Below are 17,363 nucleotides of genomic sequence, written 5' to 3'. Positions count from 1 at the left end.
TATAAGATATAGGCATCAGGATATTATCCAATGCCTATATTTATTTATCTTTACTCTACAGATTCAAATTTCAAAGTATAAGTAACCTCAACCTCTTCTCCGTTTGAAGCATCATTACCTTTCATCCATTTGTATCTTATAGTAAGATCTTTAGTCTCACCTCTCTTAAGAGTAAAATCAGGTGTATAATAACTTATAGTTGTAGAAAGTCCGTCATTATTCATAACAGAGTTTGCAATATCCACAACAAACTGCTCATTATCAGCATCATACTTTAACTTTAATTTAGGCATATCTTTAGAAGCAACCTCTCCGCTTCCTCCTTTTCCAAAGTTATCAGTATCTATGCAAGTTATACCAATAGCTTTAAGTGTATTATATTTAAATATACGCGAAGCTAAATCTATACATACATTTTCATTTATATTTTTAATCTCAAAAGATTTACTTGAATTAAAATTAATATAGTTATTTTTATCTATTTTCTTAACTTCATTTACATATATCATACCTGTAAGACTGCTATCTCTAGGATCTAAATGTTCTATATCAGTTAAAGTACCATCAGAAATTTCACTATTATAAGCAGAAGCAGATATAGTATATGTAAAGTATCCGTAATCTCTAATATCATCATATTGAGGTTCAAACCAGTCCAAATATCCTTCTGCACTTCTAGCACTTATATTTTTAAAGCTTTTAGCCATTATTGTTACATTATCTTTTACAGTTGCTTCAACTTTAATAGGCATATAAGGAGATCTTCCAGCAACACCTTTTGAAGCTATAGGTCTGTCTAAATCTATTTTATTTCCTTCTACTCTTGGTCCGTATAATTTATTATTTCCTATGGAGTCAGAACACCATTTATAAATTTCTATAGTACCGTCTTCATGAACAATACCTACAGGATCATATTCATAGAAATATTGTATGCCGTCTGTTTTATTGAAATATACTTCGCCTCCGGTTTCATAAATTTCATAACCTAATTCAACAGCTCCCCATGCTATAGGCATGTATTTTATCACAACACTTTCCCATGCCATAGGTACAGCAAAAGCAAATACCAATTTTGAATATTTATCTATACATATTAAATAATTATTTACATCTTTTCCAGCAGAACTTCCTTTTAATCTATAGAAATAAAATCTCTCTAATCTGCTGCTTTGATTATATTTACTATCAATACTATAATTTGGATTCTTTCCCTTATATAAATAATAAGTAACACTTCCTATACTAAAATTTCCTGCTTCACATGATAAATTTCCACCGTTTTTATAAGCATTACTAGCAGGATAAGGATCCCAAGTACCAGGTTCTAATCTATATGTAGGTCTGTTATTACCATCAAAATCTGCTCTTATTACAAGATTATCCAGATCCAAAGTAAATCCACCGTAATCAGGCTCATTCCATGGTTTATCACCTTTATCATTATTAAAAGGATCGTCTTCAGGTGCTAATCCTTCTCCTCCGCCTCCTAAATCTGGATTATCAGGAACATTACCGGCACCTGATGATCCCCTATTATTATAATAATATCTTGGATTAAAATAATTTCCACAGGAAATAATAAATACCAATGACACCAATAATAAAATTATCTTTCTCATAAAAATCTCCAAATTTTAATTTGGTTTTATATAAATAAAAAATATAGGCATTAGAGTATTTATCCAATGCCTATATTTATTTATCTTTACTGTACAGATTCAAATTTCAAACTATAGGTAATTTCGAATTCTTCACCGCTTGAAGTATCATTACCTTTCATCCATTTGTATCTTATAGTAATATCCTTAGTTTCACCTCGCTTAAGAGTAAAATCTGCAGGATAAGAACTTATAGTTGTAGAAAGATCATTATTACTCATAACAGAGTTTTCAGTATCCACAATAAACTGCTCATTATCAACATCATACTTTAATTTCAAAATAGGTGCTGAAACAGCTGCCATATTTCCGCTACCATGTTGTCCAAATTTGGCTGTATCAGCAAATCCTGTTTCTTTATTATATTTATCTACACGTGAAGCTAATTCTATAGTAGCACCTTTTTCTATACTCCTTACCTCAGCTACTATTTTTGAAGAGAAGTCAGCTTTACCTCCAACAGATATATCTTTTGTTTCACTTAAATATATCATGCCTGTAGTAGATTCAGATCTAGGATCCAAGTTCTCTATATTTTGAAGAACTCCGCTTCCCATTTCATTATTATAAGCTGTTCCTGCTATTGTGTAAGTAAACCATGCATTGTTTTTAGGAGAACCCATAATTCCAAATATAGCTTCTCTACTTTTTACGCTCACATTTTTCAAACTTTTAGCCATTATTGTTACATTGTCTTTAGTACCAGCTTCTACTTTAATAGGCATATAAGGAGATCTTCCCTCTGTTTCTGTTTCTGAAGCTATTGGTCTGTTTAAATCTATAATATCTCCTTTTACTCTTGGACCATATCTATTTCCAGCTATTGAGTTTTTACACCAATCAAATATCTTAATTGTATTATCAGGAAGAACTACACCTACAGGGTCATATTCATAAAAATATTGTATACCATCTGTTTTATTAAAATATACAGGATCATTAGAATAAGCATCAGCTTCCCAACCTAACTCAACTGCACCCCAAGCTATAGGCATCTGTTTTATTACAACCTTTGTCCACTTTGTAGGTACACCAAATGCAAATACTAATTTTGAATATTTATCTATACATATTAAATAATTATCAACCGTATTTCCTGCTGAGCTTCCTATTAAATGATAGAAATAAAATCTTTCCATTCTGCTGCTCTGATTATATGAACTATTAGGGTCATAATTTGGATTTTTTCCTTTATATAAATAATAAGTAACATTATCAATGCTAAAACTTCCAGCAGCAGATGATAAATTACCGCCATTTTTATAGCTGTTTTTGGCAGGATTATGTGAAGCCCAAGTACCTTTTTCTAATCTGTAAGTAGGTCTGTTATCACCATCAAAATCTGCTCTTATTACAAGATCATCAAGGTCTAAAGTAAATCCGCCGTAATTAGGATCATTCCATGGTTTATCGCCATTATCATTATTAAAAGGATCGTCTTCAGGAGATAAGCCCTCTCCTCCTCCGCCTATATCAGGGTTATCAGGAAGATTGCCTGCAATTGATGATCCTCTGCTATTATAATAATATCTTGGATTGAAATAATTTCCGCAAGACATTAAAAATATTGATATAATAGAAATAAATAGCAAATAATATATTTTCTTCATAATTTACCCCTCATTTATCCTTTAAATGCTAACCCCAAAGTTAATCCGAAATCTAATGAATTGATGAAATATGATGGTAAAGGGGTATCAGTAGTAAAATTAGGTCTTACCTGATGCATCAAATCAAGCAAGCTCTGAGGCATAGTTATGTAACCTGGGGCATATACATTAAATCTAGTATAAGCTCCCAATATTACCTCAACTCTGTCATTTACAGGCTGATTATATTCAAGCATAAATTTTATACTGAACATTACTGGATTCATATTCTTTATCATAAAATCAGTTACTATTATTTCACCTATTTCAGGAGCCAAAGCACTATTATCATCAGCATAAGCCAAATATTCAGGTGATAAATCAGCTATTAATTTTCCTCCCAAATGCAAGCCAACAGCAAGTCTGCTGTCAAAAAAATATGCTTTTGTACCTACTCCAAAACTTATTACAGGAGCATAGCTTACATTAATAAACATATTAACTGTAACGCCTTCAATAGTATTACCAGCGACCTGTCCAGCAAATCCGTTTCCAACACCTAAAGAAGCAAAAACACTCATTCCGCTAAATTTGGAAGTATCCATTCCAAACCATTTTTCTGAACCGAATAAATAACCAAGCTCAGCCTCTCCGTCCATGGTATATCCTACAGCTCCTTTCATATATGCAGCACCCAATTTATCCAAATCTGAGGCACTTATAGAAGGCAATGTAGCAGAACCATTAAAGTTTGCCTTTAATGCCCAAATAAAACCTTCGTCAAAACCGTAAGCCAGCGAAAAGCTTGCCGCCATAAAAATGTAAATTAATATCTTTTTCATTAAAATTTTTCTCCCACTAATAAAAATCGACATAATATATAATATGTTTATATATAAATTGTAACCTCTTTTAATTTTAAGTAAATAGATTTTTTTGTGAATTTACAACAAATTTATAATTATGTTTATTACAATATATTTATACTTTACATTTTATACATTATAGATAGACACTTTTTTAATTTTGTATTATTTTTAATAGACATTTTTGAGATAATGTTTATTTTATTATTGTTAATTCATACTATTTTTTATGGATTTATTTCTTTATAGTATCTTTATATTCTTTTATAGTTTTATAAGGAGTTTTTAATTGAAAATTAATTATGTTACTGTACCAGCTGAAATAATCAAAGCCTCTTACTTCTGACATTATAGAATGTTTTTCTTCTTCGTTTATATCATACTTTGGAAACATCATACCCATAGTTTGAACTATATAATATGAAAATATTTTTTTTATTGTTTCATTATCCATATTAGAATTCAAAAAGTTATATATACTTATTACAGCTACAGATTTGCACGGCTTTATATGATTATTTTCTATAACTATTCTATCAACAAAACCTCCGTCAGCAATGGATTTGGCAGACATACCTCTGTAATTTGCTGCTATAGGAATATTTACAAGAACAATAGCAGAATCTTCAAATTCCTCAGCAACTATTTTCCAATACAAAGCAGTATAAAGCATAAATCTATTTCCAACGAGTAATTCATTTCTATTCTTTACCGGACTATTCCATACGCTTAATATACTTTCTACGTATGATGGTGCTATATTTTTTGATATAACTTCTAAAGGTGTTCCGTAATCGTAACCAAATAATTTTTTTATATTAATACTGGTTTCATTAGACAATGAATTTATTATATCATTTTCTAATACATCATAATCTATATTTCTTATATCTATAAAATCTCTTTTAAATACATCAGCATTATCAAGTATTATTTTTCTATTAGCTCTATAAAAATAATTATCATCAGTTCCATTTTTAAGATTATATTTTATCTTATATCCAAGCAGCTCATAAGTTAATTTACTCAAATCATCATCAAAAATATCAATAAAATCTTTAGGCTCAAAAGAATTAATACCATCATCTTCTATATAAGTAATATTAACATTATAATTTTTTTCTTTATTAAGAGGTTCTGTACTTTTTGTACATGAAAACGCAATTACAGACAAAGCAATTAAATATATTACATTATTCAGGTATTTCACCGCTTACACCTGTGGCTTCAATTTTTTCAGTTTCTATATAATATTTTATTTCTCTAGCCCTTACAATACTTTCTTTTTGCTTTAAATAAGGACTTTCACCCCAAAGTCTTAAATATTTTTCTTCATCAAAATAAGTAGCCCAAGCACTTTGAGAATTCATATCTCTACCTTCTACATGTACATTTCCATTAGCTCTAAGTTTTTCTTCATCATTGAACATTTGCATAGTTACAGATGTAATCTTAATACTTCTATCTTCTACATAAGCCTTTGGGTTTCCGCTTACAGTAGCAACTTTTGTATCAGGGTCTAAATGAAGCAAATCTCCTTCCAATGATATGCTTTCATCATAATCAATCATTACAACATCATTATGGAATATTATATCTTTAAACTTATCATCTTTTTTATATTCTATCCATTCTCCAAAAGCTATAATTCCTCTGTCAGGTATTCTAACAGAAGGATCCTGATACATATAAACATGCTCATTATCTATTTCATATTCTATATATCCGCCCTTAAGTATCATATTCTCTTCATAAAAGAAAGCGGTAACATTTCCATAAGCATATAAAGTACGAGTATTATTATCTTTTCCGCCATATTCATTCAAAAATAATCTATCAGCAACTATAATATTATAATTACTAACATTACTGTTTTTTTTATTTGTTTCAGAACTATTTATCAAATTATTAGTTTGAAGAACATAAACTTTTCCTCTTCCCATAACATTTGCTGTAGCATTTTTCGCATTATACTCCAATATTTCACCTTCAAGCCTATCAGCACCTTGATATATTCTAGGATTTCCTGTTAATACAGATATTTGAGTATCCATATCATAAACTAAATTGTCTGCATATCCATCTGTTTGTCTTTTACTTTCTCTATCAACATGTGTGAGATGAACATTACTAATAGCTCTAGCAATAGGAGTATTAAAATCTCTCTCCATAAAAGAACTTCTTATAGTCATATTATTAGTAGGAGATCTTAATACCGGTTTATTTTTTACATAAGCGTATCTTGTTTTTCCATTATAGCTAGCATATCCGCCTGATATAGTAGAACCATTTGTTTTACTTAATAATCTTACACCTCCGCTGAAAGTTGCCAATTCTGTCTCTTGATAGAATGTCATAACATGGCTAGTAATAACGGCTGAAGAATCTTCCATTTTAGCATTGCCTGTATATTGAAATACTTTTGTTTTATTGTTATAAGTAAATTTATCCGCACTTCTTCTTGACTGCTGAGCTACTGAGCATAAAGCGAATATGAACAATATAGCAAATACAAAAAATAATCTATTATTCTGCAACTGGAACTCCTATAGCATCTCCCTGATCGGTTTCATTATAAACTGTTATATGCTCTAATCCCAAATCACCTTCCATACTGCTTCCTGTAAGCCAGCTTCCATCCTCATTCTCTATACGCATTGGTACTGGGCTTCTAACATACTGTTTTTCATTATCCCATTGTAAATGTTCTGTATAAAGAATTGTATTATTTGAAGATTTTGCTACTACATTTGTGTAAATTTGCACATAAAATGTATTTTGATCTATAGTTACAAATTGTCCTGATATGCTTGCTGCTATTGTACTGTTGGAATCATAAGTATATGTTCTGCTGTCAAAAAGCTCCACCATTCTTTTCTTGTTATAAAATTTAGCATTAGTTGCAAAAGAATCAAGCTGCTTAAAATTTGTATCATAACTCTCTCTTCTAAAACCATAAAATTCCATATCAGGTGGAGGAACAAAATTATCATCTACATTTTGATTCCCAAGATTATTAAAATTTGTACATGAAACAAAAAAAGATAATAATACAATAATACTAAAAATTTTTAATAACTTCATTATAGATACCCTTAGCATGCAATATCATATCAATAGCCACCCTAACAGCACCATGTCCACCTTTTCTATTAATCACTATAACAGCAGATTTTTTAGCTTCATCTACAGCATCTTTAGGAGCAAATGATACGCCTACATATTTCATAGGAGATAAATCTATCAAATCATCCCCAATATATGCCACTTCTTCTTTTTTTAAACCGTATTTATCCATTAATGTTAAAATAGAAGGCATTTTATTTTCTTCGCCTAGAATCAAATCCTCAAATCCATGTTTTTTAAATTTATCAAATCTTACTTTTATTGCATTAGAATTACTGCCTGATATTACAGCTACCTTAATATTGGATTTTAATGCCATAACAACCCCCATACCATCCTGAGTATGAAAAAACTTACTTTCTGCTCCATTATCATCAAATATAAGCCTTCCGTCTGTCATAACACCATCTATATCAGAAACTAATAATTTGATTTTTTTTAATTTGTTTATATTGAAAAGGTATGAAAAATAATCTTTTAGGTTCATTTATAAAGTCTTTTGATACATTTTTGGGGCTTACAGGACTCGAACCTGCCCACCCGGTTTAGGAAACCAGTGCTCTATCCAGATGAGCTAAAGCCCCATGCAATAAAAAATCGGAGAGTGTGGGACTCGAACCCACATGGGTGTTAGCCCGGCGGTTTTCAAGACCGCTGCTCTACCAATTGAACGAACTCTCCAAAACTAAATATGCTATAGATTATAACATATAAAAAATTAATTTCAAGTTTTTTTTTATACTTTAATCATCTTTAAAAAAGGCTCGTCTGAAATAAAGACCATGAGACGGTGCTGTTACAAAAGCATCTGCTCTATTTTCACTTCTTAAAATATCTTCTATAAAATTAATAGGCATTTTCTTTTTTTGTCCTTCAACCAAAGTACCTACTATTATTCTAACCATATTATGCAAAAAAGCATTGCCTCTAATTATAAAATATATAGTATCCCCTTTTCTTACAGCTTTAACTCTTTCTAAATATCTAAATTTAGAATCATTCTCATCTTCTGTAGAACAAAATGACGTAAAATTATGCTCGCCTATCAAATATTTAGCATATTCATTAATTAATTTCTCATCAATAATATTTTTCCTATAGAACCAAGCATATCGCTCATAAAAAGGAAAAGAAGTATCACCATTATAAACAATATATAAATACTCTCTAAATGTAGCAGAGGCTCTAGCATTAAATGAATCATGCATCTCTTCGGCTTTTATTATTCTTACATCTCTGTCCAAACATGAGTTTAAAGCTATATGCACTTTATGAATAGGAACAAGCATTTTAGGAACTCTAAAATTAGCAACCTGACCTAATGCATGAACTCCCGCATCTGTTCTTCCGCATCCATATATGGTTATTTTTTCACCATAAATTTTTTCAACTGCTTTATATATTTCGCCTTGAACGGTTCTCAAATTAGGCTGTATCTGCCATCCGTAAAAATCCGTTCCATCATATTGTATAGTTATTTTTATATTGTTCATTATAATATTTCACACTAATAATTAATTATTAGTTATATCCTCTGGTATAATTATTCCTAGCTTTTCAGCAGCATTTGTATTTATGCTTAATGTAGGAGTTTGTAAATATTCTATAGGCATATTTGCAGGTACAGCCTCACCTTTAAGTATTCTAACTGCTTGTTTAGAAGTTAATTTTCCAAGTTCATAATGACTTATACCGTAGGTAGCAAGTCCTCCTGATTTAAGCATATCAACTTCACCGCATATAACTGGTATTTTTGCAGGTTCTGTAACAGATATAACATTAGCCATACCAGATGCAAGCATATTATCTGTAGGTATATATACTGCCTCAGCTTTGCCTATTATACTTTGAACCACTTGCTGTATATCATTAGGATTAGTTATTGTTGCCTCTATATAAGATATTCCCATTTCATCTAATTTTCTTTTTGTCATATCTATTTGAAATTTTGAATTCTGCTCGCTTGAATTATACATAAGAGCAACTGTTTTAACATTAGGAACTAATTTTTTTAATAATTCCATCTGTTCATCTACAGGGGTTAGATTTGAAGTTCCTGATACATTCCCATTAGGTGCATCATTTTTTTCAACTAATTTTGCTGTTTCCGGATCTGTAACTGCTGTAACTAATATTGGTATATCCTTTATTAAATTTGCAACTGCCTGTGCTGCTGGTGTAGCTATTGCAAGTATCAAATTATTTTTATCATTTAAAAATTTTTGAGCTATTGTAATACAGTTTGCCTGTTCTCCCTGAGCATTCTGATAATCAAACACAACATTTTTACCTTCTTCATATCCAGCCTCTTTTAAACCGTCAATAAAACCTTGATGAGCTTGATCTAAAGCAGGATGCTCAACTAATTGTATTATACCTATCTTTATTAATTCATTAGAAGAAGATTTATTTTCTTTATTCTCTGAACAAGAAAAAATTATAAATAAAATAAAAAATATAAAAACATTTTTTTTCATGGCAATAACCTTAATAATATATTTTTTAATAAAAAAAGCCCATATAATTGTATATAGGCTTTTGTATAATCAAATTAAATAATTATCATAAATCAGCAGGTATTGTAACACCTAATTTTTGAGCTGCATTAGTATTAACTTCTAATACTGGATTTTGAATATATTCAATAGGCATATCTGCAGGCTTAGCTTCGCCTTTTAATATTTTTACAGCCTGATTAGCAGTTAATTTTCCTAATTCATAATAATCTATACCATAAGTAGCAAGCCCGCCTGCATTAAGCATAGCAGCTTCTCCGCATATTACAGGTATTTTTGCAGGTTCTGTAATAGCTATAACATTAGCCATGCCAGCAGAAACCATATTATCAGTAGGAACATATACAGCATCAACTTTTCCTACTAAACTTTGTACAACCTGCTGTATATCGTTAGGATTTGTAATAGTCGCATCTATATACGATAATCCTATTTCATCTGATTTAGCTTTAGCCATATCAACTTGGAATTTAGAGTTTTGTTCGCTTGAATTATATAAAAAAGCTATTTTCTGTGCTGTAGGAACTAATTTCTTTAATAAATCTATTTGTTCTTTTACTGGTGTTAAATCTGACGTACCTGTAACATTACCGCCTGGTACTGTATTATCAGCTACCAATTTAGCATCAGCAGGATCTGTTACAGCTGTAACTAATATTGGAATATCTTTAGTTGTATTTGCTACCGCCTGTGCTGCTGGTGTTGCTATAGCTAATATTAAATCAACTCTATCATTAACAAACTTTTGTGATATTGTTATACAATTAGCCTGCTCACCCTGTGCATTTTGATAATCTATAGTTATATTTTTTCCGTCTTCATAGCCTGCTTCTTTCAAACCGTCTACAAAACCTTTATTAGCCTGATCCAAAGCATTATGTTCTACTAACTGAATTATTCCTATTTTCTTTAATGCTCCGTCATCCTGTGAAGATGTGCTGGATGAATTATTTGAACAAGAAAGCATTAATATACCAGCCAAGAATATGATAAATAACTTTTTCATTTATATCTCCTTCAAATTTTATACATAATTACTATTATTAGTATTATATAATACCATAATAATAAAGTCAAATAAAATTATAAATTAAATAGTTATTTATTCTTTCTATTTTCCAAAAACTCAATTATATATTTTTTATGATATTCTGATGATCTTTTTTCAAATTTATTAATGTATCTATCAATGCTTCCAAACATAGCAATAGAATTTAATACTAAAAATGCAATTAAAACAGAAAATATTTTTTTATTATGAAGAATAAGATTTTCTTTTTGAACTAAAAATAATATTATAGGTATATAAGATATTGAAAAAAGCCCATACAAATAATGAAAATACCCTTCTCCAAATTTAAATATAAAAAAGCATAAAATAGTAGAAAATGCTGATAAAATAAAAAATTTAGATAACTTTATACACACAGTTTCATTAATTGTTTTTGCTTTATAATTAAACTTAAACAAAAAATAAAGCATATTTATTAAACAGTAAGCAGAAAATATAAGACTCAAAATTAAAAATATTAAACCATATATATAAGCCGGTTCTGAAGTCCAAAATCCTATAATATTATTAAAACCGCTTAAATAATGAGATGACATTTCATTTGTAGGGAATAAAAATAAAGCTTGTATTTTAGCAATTATGATTTTTCCTGTTTCTGAACTTTTTGAAAGCATTAATTCTGTATTATAAAAACCATTATTAATCTCTGCAATTAAATATGGTAAATATTCCAAAAATGATATAAAAACTCCTAAAATCCAATATTTTAAATATTTAATTGTATTTTTATAAGTTATAATTAAATAAAATATCATAGCAGCAATAACAGAAAAAAATGAAGCAAAATGTCCTTGTGCTACAATAGCTAATACTGGAAAAATAAAAACAGATGATATTACAGGATTTTTATTAGTATTTTCAGTTATAGCATATACATATTCAAATAATAATATAAAGAATATAAAACTAAATATTAATGCTATATTTGGATTCCAGAAATTAGTTACAGCTTTTACAAAATATCCATTAAGCAAAATAAGAGGAGATATTAAAGAACATACAAAAAGCCCTAATCTTTTATAAATCCAAAATATAAACATATATATTAATAAAATACAAAAAAAATAATTTATAATTTTAGCTGCATATAAATTTTCATTTGATAATTTATAACATAATATATAATATATATAATAAGCGCCTCCTGGCACTCTTGCAGTTTTAAATTCATCTTCATAAGTATCTGACAATTCAAACCTACTTCCAGTTAAAGGGAATTCTTTTTTCTCATACCATCTATACATATCATAAAAATGCTGAAAATCATCATAAGTAGATCTTATATTTAAAATACTAAAAGATAATACAATATTTAGTATGAATGAAAAAACAATTAAAGATAAAAGTATAATTTTTATATAATTTTTTTCAACAAAATAATTCATTCTTTTATTTTTCCATATAATTCAAGATATATTATTATACTAGTAATATTATAAAATACAATAAAAAATCATTTTTTATAATATACAATAAATATTGAAAATAATATATTTTATGATATCATCATTAACAATATTTAATTTATAATCATGGGGAATAAAATTGATTAGACATTCCAGACCTACTATAAGAAAAAAAGATTTAGAATCTGCTCTAAGAGTTATGATAAGCGATAATTTAGCCACAGGCGATGTCATATATGAGTTTGAAAGAAGTTTTGCAAATTATTTCGGCAAAGGTTTTACTGCAATATTTGTTAATAGCGGAACTACTGCATTAGAACTTATATTGAGACATTTAAATATAGGTGAGGGAGATGAAGTTATAATGTCATCTTTTTTAAATGCTTCCCCTCTTCAAGTGGTTACTAATTTAAAAGCAACCCCAGTTTTAATAGATATAGACGAAGACAGCTTTCAAATTTCTATGGACAATGTTATAGAAGCTATAAACGAAAAAACAAAAGCTATTATAATATCTCATATGTTTGGAAACTGTGCCTTAATAGATGAGCTTGCCGACATAAAAGTTCCTGTTATAGAAGATGCTTCACATAGTTTAGGTGGAAAATACAGAGATACTTTACTTGGAAGTTTCGGAGATTTTGCATATTTTTCACTTTCTGCAACTAGAATGATAACTTCAGGTGGTGCTGGCGGTATGATTCTTACAAAGAAAAAAGGAATGGATGCTATAAGAGATATAATTCACTATGACAAAAAAGAAAATTTTATTAAAAGATTCAATTATTGTGCTACAGATTTACAGGCTTCAATAGGTTTGGAAGAATTAAAGCATCTTGAAAGAATGGTTGAAGTTAGAGCTGATATTGCATCATTCTATGACAATGCTATATTAGAAAGTAATTTAATGAAATTATCTACACATGATAGTGAAAGTCCTTCATATTACAGATATGTATGCATGCTTAATGGTTCTATGAATATTTATGATGCTATAAAAATGTTTGAACGTCATAATGTAGAAGCGGCAAGACCGATATTTAAACCTCTTCATCAGTATTTGAATTTACCTAATGAAAATTTCCCTAATACTGAGAATGCATATTTAAAAAGTATATCATTGCCTATATATCCTACTTTACAAAAAAGCGAAGCTGAACTTATTTGCAAACTTATAAAACAGATTAGATAATATTATTTAATTAAATAATTAATATAGAAAAAATTACAGACTCATATTCGATAATATCAGTCTGTAATTTTTATATAAAATGATAAAATATTATTTAACAAATGAAGAAGCCCAATTCATTATTTGTGTTCCATCTGATGATTTAGGATTATTATTTAATGTAAATATCCAAGAAAAATGATCATTATATTTAACTGCTGTATATACACCATCTTGATCATAGTCTTCAGAAACTTCTAATTTTCCTGCAAATCTTTCAGCACCTAAAGAATCTTTTATTAATTCTTTATCAACTGTATCATATAAAGATAGCTTATATTTATTATCAGGAGTTTCATAAGTTGTATAATCAGCATTTATTTCCTGCTCTATTCTAGTAGTTGTTATATTTTGACCTTTTGATAAGGTATAAAACATACGCTTTGAACATTCTTCAGTATTTACAGTACCATCTGTTTCACTTTGAACAAGCCAAATAGATGTTCTACTATTTGTTATAGCATCTAATTCTTCGGCAGTAGGAGTTCTTCCGCCTCTTGCTGTAGCAACATCTAATGCAGGACAAATTATCATCGCAGACGCAAATAAATCAGGATATTTTATTATCATTCTAGTAGTCATATACCCTCCTGCAGAACATCCTGATACAACTATTTTATTTTTATCTATACCATATTTATCAACTATTGAATTTATTTCATTATAAACTAATTCTAAAATATTGTCTTTCTCAGCATAATACCAAGTATCTGGAACTTGAAAAGCCGCTACATGAGCCTTACCAAATATTTCCTGTGCTTCATCTGATACCCAAGCAACACCTCCTCTATTTGCTTTAATTTGTGCCACATTATTACCAGATTTATTAAAGTCACCTTCTCCGTTACCATGAAACCAAATTATAAGTTTATCTGATTCTCCTGCATTATAAAACTGATAATTTATCTTACCATCTTGAATTACGGATTCAAATTTAGCAAGTTCTTCATTAACTACTTTATTATCCCATACATATTTACCATTCTCTATAACGCTTTTTTTAGAACTTGAATTTTCAAGAGTAACAGGTTTATTTTGAGTAATGGTATATTCTAACTTAGCAGGAAAATTTCTTCCCTCATCCAGCCAAGTTAATGTACTTCCTTCTGACTCGTCAAAATATAAAATTACCTGATTATTTGTAATTTCTATTTTTACTATATTTCTGTTAGTATCATAATATAATTGATCTTTTTTGGCACCAGCCTGAATATATGATTTTGCATTTACAGTGTATGTATCTTTATCAACATCAACAGGCTTCATGTTATTCGGATAATTTATTATAGCCTTACTTACTACCTCTCCTGCATCTGTTACTTCACTAAAAAGCAAATAATCATAACTTTTATTAGAACTCTTAAAAAAATAAACTGCCGCTACTACTATTATTACAATTAAAACGGCAGATAATTTTATTAAATTATTCTTATTCATATAAATAACTCCTAAAATATAAATTTGATGCTAAATAATATAAATCAAAAAATATCATAATGCAATAATTTTAGTAATTATTTAACCGTAATAAAATATAGAATTCCAAAACTTATTATTTTTAAAAAGTATATACATAAATAATAAAATTTTAGATAATTCTATAGGTTATCATAGCGTTCATATCAAAATATAATGTTGCTTTGAATTGAGGATGAGTCATATACTGTCCTATTTTTAAATTTACTTCAGTATATATTCTGTTTAAAAATTCATATTGGAAATGTGCATAAGCTCCTATTGACTGCCAAAGCTGTTTAGTGTTATTCATATAAGCCAGCATATAATTAATACCTACAGATAACGGCATTAAATCAAAAAGAAGCATCGTGTCTAGTTTATATGATATATCATCTTGATCCCTTATTAAAAGTAAATCATAATCTAAATGGTATTTTCCATACTGATTATGTGCATATTTAAAAGTTACTCCCGCCTGCAATGTTAATCCCCTTCCTTCAAATAGAGATTTTAAAAAACTTACCCTAAATGTTGGAGTAATTTCTGCCTCAAGTGAAATGTTTGATGTTTTATGGGCATTTAATATTCCATTTGTTCCAAAATCAGAATCTGGACTATCAAAATTAACAAACCCTCTTTTAGCATACGAAAGATAATAATTGAGAAGAGATACTTTAGCATCTATAGTGAAATATGATGTTATAGAAATATTTAGGAAAACTGTAAACCTATTCATTTCAGCACTTATATGATCGCTTATTCCTATATCTGTTTTTATACCTTCCCAAATATATCCTGGAAAAACATCTGATATAAATCTGTAAAATAAAAAAATTCTTCCGCCGCCATCTAAATAAGGACTAAAACGACCATTTAAATCAGCACCAATATATAAACCTGACTGCATATTAGTTTGTGCTATCAACGGCTTAAATATTAGAAATATGTATATAGTCAAAATAAATACAAATTTTATCAACTTCATTTAAAATATTATATCATTTTATAAAAATATGTATATATTTTATTTTTAATAAACTAAAAGGGACTTTATAATGATAAAGTCCCATAATTCCCAAAATATTAATTTTTTACAGGAGTTATAATACTGTCGTCTTCAAACTCATTATCATTATAGGTTTCATCATCATCATCACTAGAATAAGCCTCTTCTGCACTCATTAGAAGATCAGAATCATCCGTATCTACTTTTTTAGAAGATTTTTTCTTTGTAACTGGAGTCTCTTCTTCATTACTAATAGATTTTTCTTTTGGTACTCCTCCATTCTTCTGTTCTTCCAAGTACTCAGCAAGTTTTTCTTTAACTTTATCAACACCGCCCATATTAAGTGTCTCTCTGATTTGTATTTCAAGCTCCATACGCATTTTAGGATCAGATGCTAATAAGTCTCTAACCTTTTCCTTACCTTGTGCGATTTGCTCTCCATTATAATAGAACCATGCCCCGCTTCTTGTAATGATTTTTGCCTCCATAGCTAAATCTATTAAAAGTCCCTCTGATGATATACCTTGTCCGAATATTATTTCCAAATTTACAACTTTAAATGGAGATGATAATTTATTTTTTACAACTTTTATTTTTACTTTATGACCTATAGTATCATCGCCTTTTTTAATCCATTCTGTTCTTCTAATATCAAGCCTTACAGAAGAATAAAATTTCAAAGCCTTACCGCCTGTAGTAGTTTCTGTAGGTCCAGCACCATAGCCAGTAGTGGCGATATTTTGTCTTAATTGGTTAATAAATATAACAGCAGTATTAGTATTGCTTATTATAGCAGTAAGTTTTCTCAAAGCATGACTCATAAGCCTTGCCTGCAAAGCTATATGAGCATCCCCTATATCTCCAGCAAGCTCTGCCTTAGAAACCAATGCGGCAACAGAGTCAACAACAACTATATCAAAAGCAGTAGAAGAAACAACTTTTTCTAATATTTCAAGTGCTTCTTCACCACTGTTAGGCTGAGAAATATATAAATTATCTATATCTACACCCAAAGCACTCGCATACACTGGGTCTAAAGCATGTTCAGCATCTATAAAAGCAGCATATCCTCCAGCCTTTTGAGCTTCTGCTATGATATGTAAAGTCAATGTAGTTTTACCGGAAGCCTCATGTCCGTAAATTTCTATGATTCTTCCGCGAGGAATTCCTCCTACTCCTAAGGCATGGTCAAGAGTTAAAGCACCTGTAGAAATAACATCAACATTAACAGTTTTATTGCTTCCAAGTCTCATAAAAGAACCCGGACCGTATTTTTTATTTATCTGATCGGTAATAGCTTCAATAGCTTCGCTTTTACCATCTTTTTTCACTTCAGCAGTTTCTTTCTTTTTAGTAGCCATTTATATTTTCTCCTAAAAATTAATATTTATATAATAATACATTGTATAAAAATACATTATTTTTGTCAAGT

The 17,363-nt window shown here is 29.2% G+C and carries 15 protein-coding genes and 2 tRNA genes; 1 reads left to right on the top strand and 16 read right to left on the bottom strand.

The window, feature by feature from the left end; genetic code table 11:
• Positions 1-50: 50 nt before the first annotated feature.
• The 13 genes from T324_RS0106660 to T324_RS16920 all read right to left on the bottom strand — a co-directional run bounded on the left by T324_RS0106660 (position 51) and on the right by T324_RS16920 (position 12,215).
• Positions 51-1,622: a hypothetical protein gene (locus tag T324_RS0106660; protein ID WP_028329524.1), complete on the bottom strand. Its 1,572-nt coding sequence runs from the start codon at positions 1,620-1,622 to the stop codon at positions 51-53.
• Positions 1,623-1,708: 86 nt separating this feature from the next.
• A complete protein-coding gene (locus tag T324_RS0106655; RefSeq protein WP_028329523.1) occupies positions 1,709-3,271 on the bottom strand; it encodes a hypothetical protein in 1,563 nt (520 codons plus the stop codon).
• A 14-nt stretch (positions 3,272-3,285) separates the two neighbouring features.
• On the bottom strand, positions 3,286-4,092 hold the full coding sequence (locus T324_RS0106650) for a hypothetical protein (RefSeq protein WP_028329522.1): 807 nt from the start codon (positions 4,090-4,092) through the stop codon (positions 3,286-3,288).
• Between the two features lie 259 nt (positions 4,093-4,351).
• On the bottom strand, positions 4,352-5,326 hold the full coding sequence (locus T324_RS0106645) for a hypothetical protein (protein WP_028329521.1): 975 nt from the start codon (positions 5,324-5,326) through the stop codon (positions 4,352-4,354).
• Positions 5,310-6,617, bottom strand: coding sequence for an LptA/OstA family protein (locus T324_RS0106640; RefSeq protein ID WP_425387423.1), 1,308 nt, complete (start codon positions 6,615-6,617; stop codon positions 5,310-5,312). The genes T324_RS0106645 and T324_RS0106640 overlap by 17 nt, the downstream gene beginning before the upstream one ends.
• A 25-nt stretch (positions 6,618-6,642) precedes the next feature.
• Entirely contained in the window at positions 6,643-7,200 is a 558-nt protein-coding gene (gene lptC, locus T324_RS0106635; protein WP_028329519.1) for an LPS export ABC transporter periplasmic protein LptC, read from the bottom strand.
• Positions 7,178-7,729 carry a KdsC family phosphatase gene (locus T324_RS0106630; RefSeq protein WP_028329518.1) on the bottom strand — a complete coding sequence of 184 codons (552 nt, stop codon included), beginning with the start codon at positions 7,727-7,729 and terminating at the stop codon, positions 7,178-7,180. The genes lptC and T324_RS0106630 overlap by 23 nt, the downstream gene beginning before the upstream one ends.
• Positions 7,730-7,753: 24 nt before the next feature.
• Positions 7,754-7,826, bottom strand: a tRNA-Arg gene (locus T324_RS0106625).
• Between the two features lie 14 nt (positions 7,827-7,840).
• A tRNA-Ser gene (locus T324_RS0106620) sits at positions 7,841-7,923 on the bottom strand.
• Positions 7,924-7,985: 62 nt separating this feature from the next.
• The gene (gene truA, locus T324_RS0106615; RefSeq protein ID WP_028329517.1) at positions 7,986-8,735 is read right to left on the bottom strand and encodes a tRNA pseudouridine(38-40) synthase TruA; all 750 of its coding nucleotides are present in this window, start codon (positions 8,733-8,735) and stop codon (positions 7,986-7,988) included.
• 21 nt (positions 8,736-8,756) lie between these two features.
• Complete coding sequence (locus T324_RS0106610) at positions 8,757-9,719, bottom strand: ABC transporter substrate-binding protein (protein ID WP_028329516.1); 963 nt, start codon at positions 9,717-9,719, stop codon at positions 8,757-8,759.
• An 85-nt stretch (positions 9,720-9,804) separates the two neighbouring features.
• Positions 9,805-10,764: an ABC transporter substrate-binding protein gene (locus T324_RS0106605; RefSeq protein ID WP_028329515.1), complete on the bottom strand. Its 960-nt coding sequence runs from the start codon at positions 10,762-10,764 to the stop codon at positions 9,805-9,807.
• A gap of 92 nt (positions 10,765-10,856) precedes the next feature.
• Positions 10,857-12,215, bottom strand: coding sequence for a hypothetical protein (locus T324_RS16920; RefSeq protein WP_038375071.1), 1,359 nt, complete (start codon positions 12,213-12,215; stop codon positions 10,857-10,859).
• Between the two features lie 160 nt (positions 12,216-12,375).
• On the opposite strand from T324_RS16920, the gene T324_RS0106595 reads away from it, so the two are divergent.
• A complete protein-coding gene (locus T324_RS0106595; RefSeq protein ID WP_028329514.1) occupies positions 12,376-13,428 on the top strand; it encodes a DegT/DnrJ/EryC1/StrS family aminotransferase in 1,053 nt (350 codons plus the stop codon).
• 90 nt (positions 13,429-13,518) lie between these two features.
• Here the strand turns inward: T324_RS0106595 and T324_RS16915 are convergent, their stop codons facing one another.
• The 3 genes from T324_RS16915 to recA all read right to left on the bottom strand — a co-directional run bounded on the left by T324_RS16915 (position 13,519) and on the right by recA (position 17,292).
• Positions 13,519-14,904, bottom strand: a complete 1,386-nt coding sequence (locus T324_RS16915) for a prolyl oligopeptidase family serine peptidase (protein WP_038375069.1) — start codon at positions 14,902-14,904, stop codon at positions 13,519-13,521.
• Positions 14,905-15,055: 151 nt separating this feature from the next.
• Positions 15,056-15,910 (bottom strand): hypothetical protein, encoded by an 855-nt coding sequence (locus tag T324_RS0106585; protein WP_028329513.1) that lies wholly within the window; start codon positions 15,908-15,910, stop codon positions 15,056-15,058.
• Positions 15,911-16,008: 98 nt separating this feature from the next.
• Positions 16,009-17,292 carry a recombinase RecA gene (gene recA / locus T324_RS0106580; protein WP_028329512.1) on the bottom strand — a complete coding sequence of 428 codons (1,284 nt, stop codon included), beginning with the start codon at positions 17,290-17,292 and terminating at the stop codon, positions 16,009-16,011.
• Positions 17,293-17,363 lie beyond the last annotated feature (71 nt).

The organism is Brachyspira alvinipulli ATCC 51933 (assembly GCF_000518245.1).
GTDB lineage: Bacteria > Spirochaetota > Brachyspiria > Brachyspirales > Brachyspiraceae > Brachyspira > Brachyspira alvinipulli.
Note: the sequence above shows the minus strand (reverse complement) of the source record. Positions and strands in the feature narration are given on the sequence as shown.

Excerpts from the sequence above, each read along its gene's own strand:
- T324_RS16915 (WP_038375069.1), bottom strand. The coding sequence starts at position 14,904 with ATGAATAAGAATAATTTAATAAAATTATCTGCCGTTTTAATTGTAATA.
- lptC (WP_028329519.1), bottom strand. The coding sequence starts at position 7,200 with ATGAAGTTATTAAAAATTTTTAGTATTATTGTATTATTATCTTTTTTT.
- T324_RS0106630 (WP_028329518.1), bottom strand. The coding sequence starts at position 7,729 with ATGAACCTAAAAGATTATTTTTCATACCTTTTCAATATAAACAAATTA.
- T324_RS0106610 (WP_028329516.1), bottom strand. The coding sequence starts at position 9,719 with ATGAAAAAAAATGTTTTTATATTTTTTATTTTATTTATAATTTTTTCT.
- T324_RS0106605 (WP_028329515.1), bottom strand. The coding sequence starts at position 10,764 with ATGAAAAAGTTATTTATCATATTCTTGGCTGGTATATTAATGCTTTCT.
- truA (WP_028329517.1), bottom strand. The coding sequence starts at position 8,735 with ATGAACAATATAAAAATAACTATACAATATGATGGAACGGATTTTTAC.
- T324_RS0106655 (WP_028329523.1), bottom strand. The coding sequence starts at position 3,271 with ATGAAGAAAATATATTATTTGCTATTTATTTCTATTATATCAATATTT.
- T324_RS0106585 (WP_028329513.1), bottom strand. The coding sequence starts at position 15,910 with ATGAAGTTGATAAAATTTGTATTTATTTTGACTATATACATATTTCTA.
- T324_RS0106660 (WP_028329524.1), bottom strand. The coding sequence starts at position 1,622 with ATGAGAAAGATAATTTTATTATTGGTGTCATTGGTATTTATTATTTCC.
- T324_RS16920 (WP_038375071.1), bottom strand. The coding sequence starts at position 12,215 with ATGAATTATTTTGTTGAAAAAAATTATATAAAAATTATACTTTTATCT.
- recA (WP_028329512.1), bottom strand. The coding sequence starts at position 17,292 with ATGGCTACTAAAAAGAAAGAAACTGCTGAAGTGAAAAAAGATGGTAAA.
- T324_RS0106650 (WP_028329522.1), bottom strand. The coding sequence starts at position 4,092 with ATGAAAAAGATATTAATTTACATTTTTATGGCGGCAAGCTTTTCGCTG.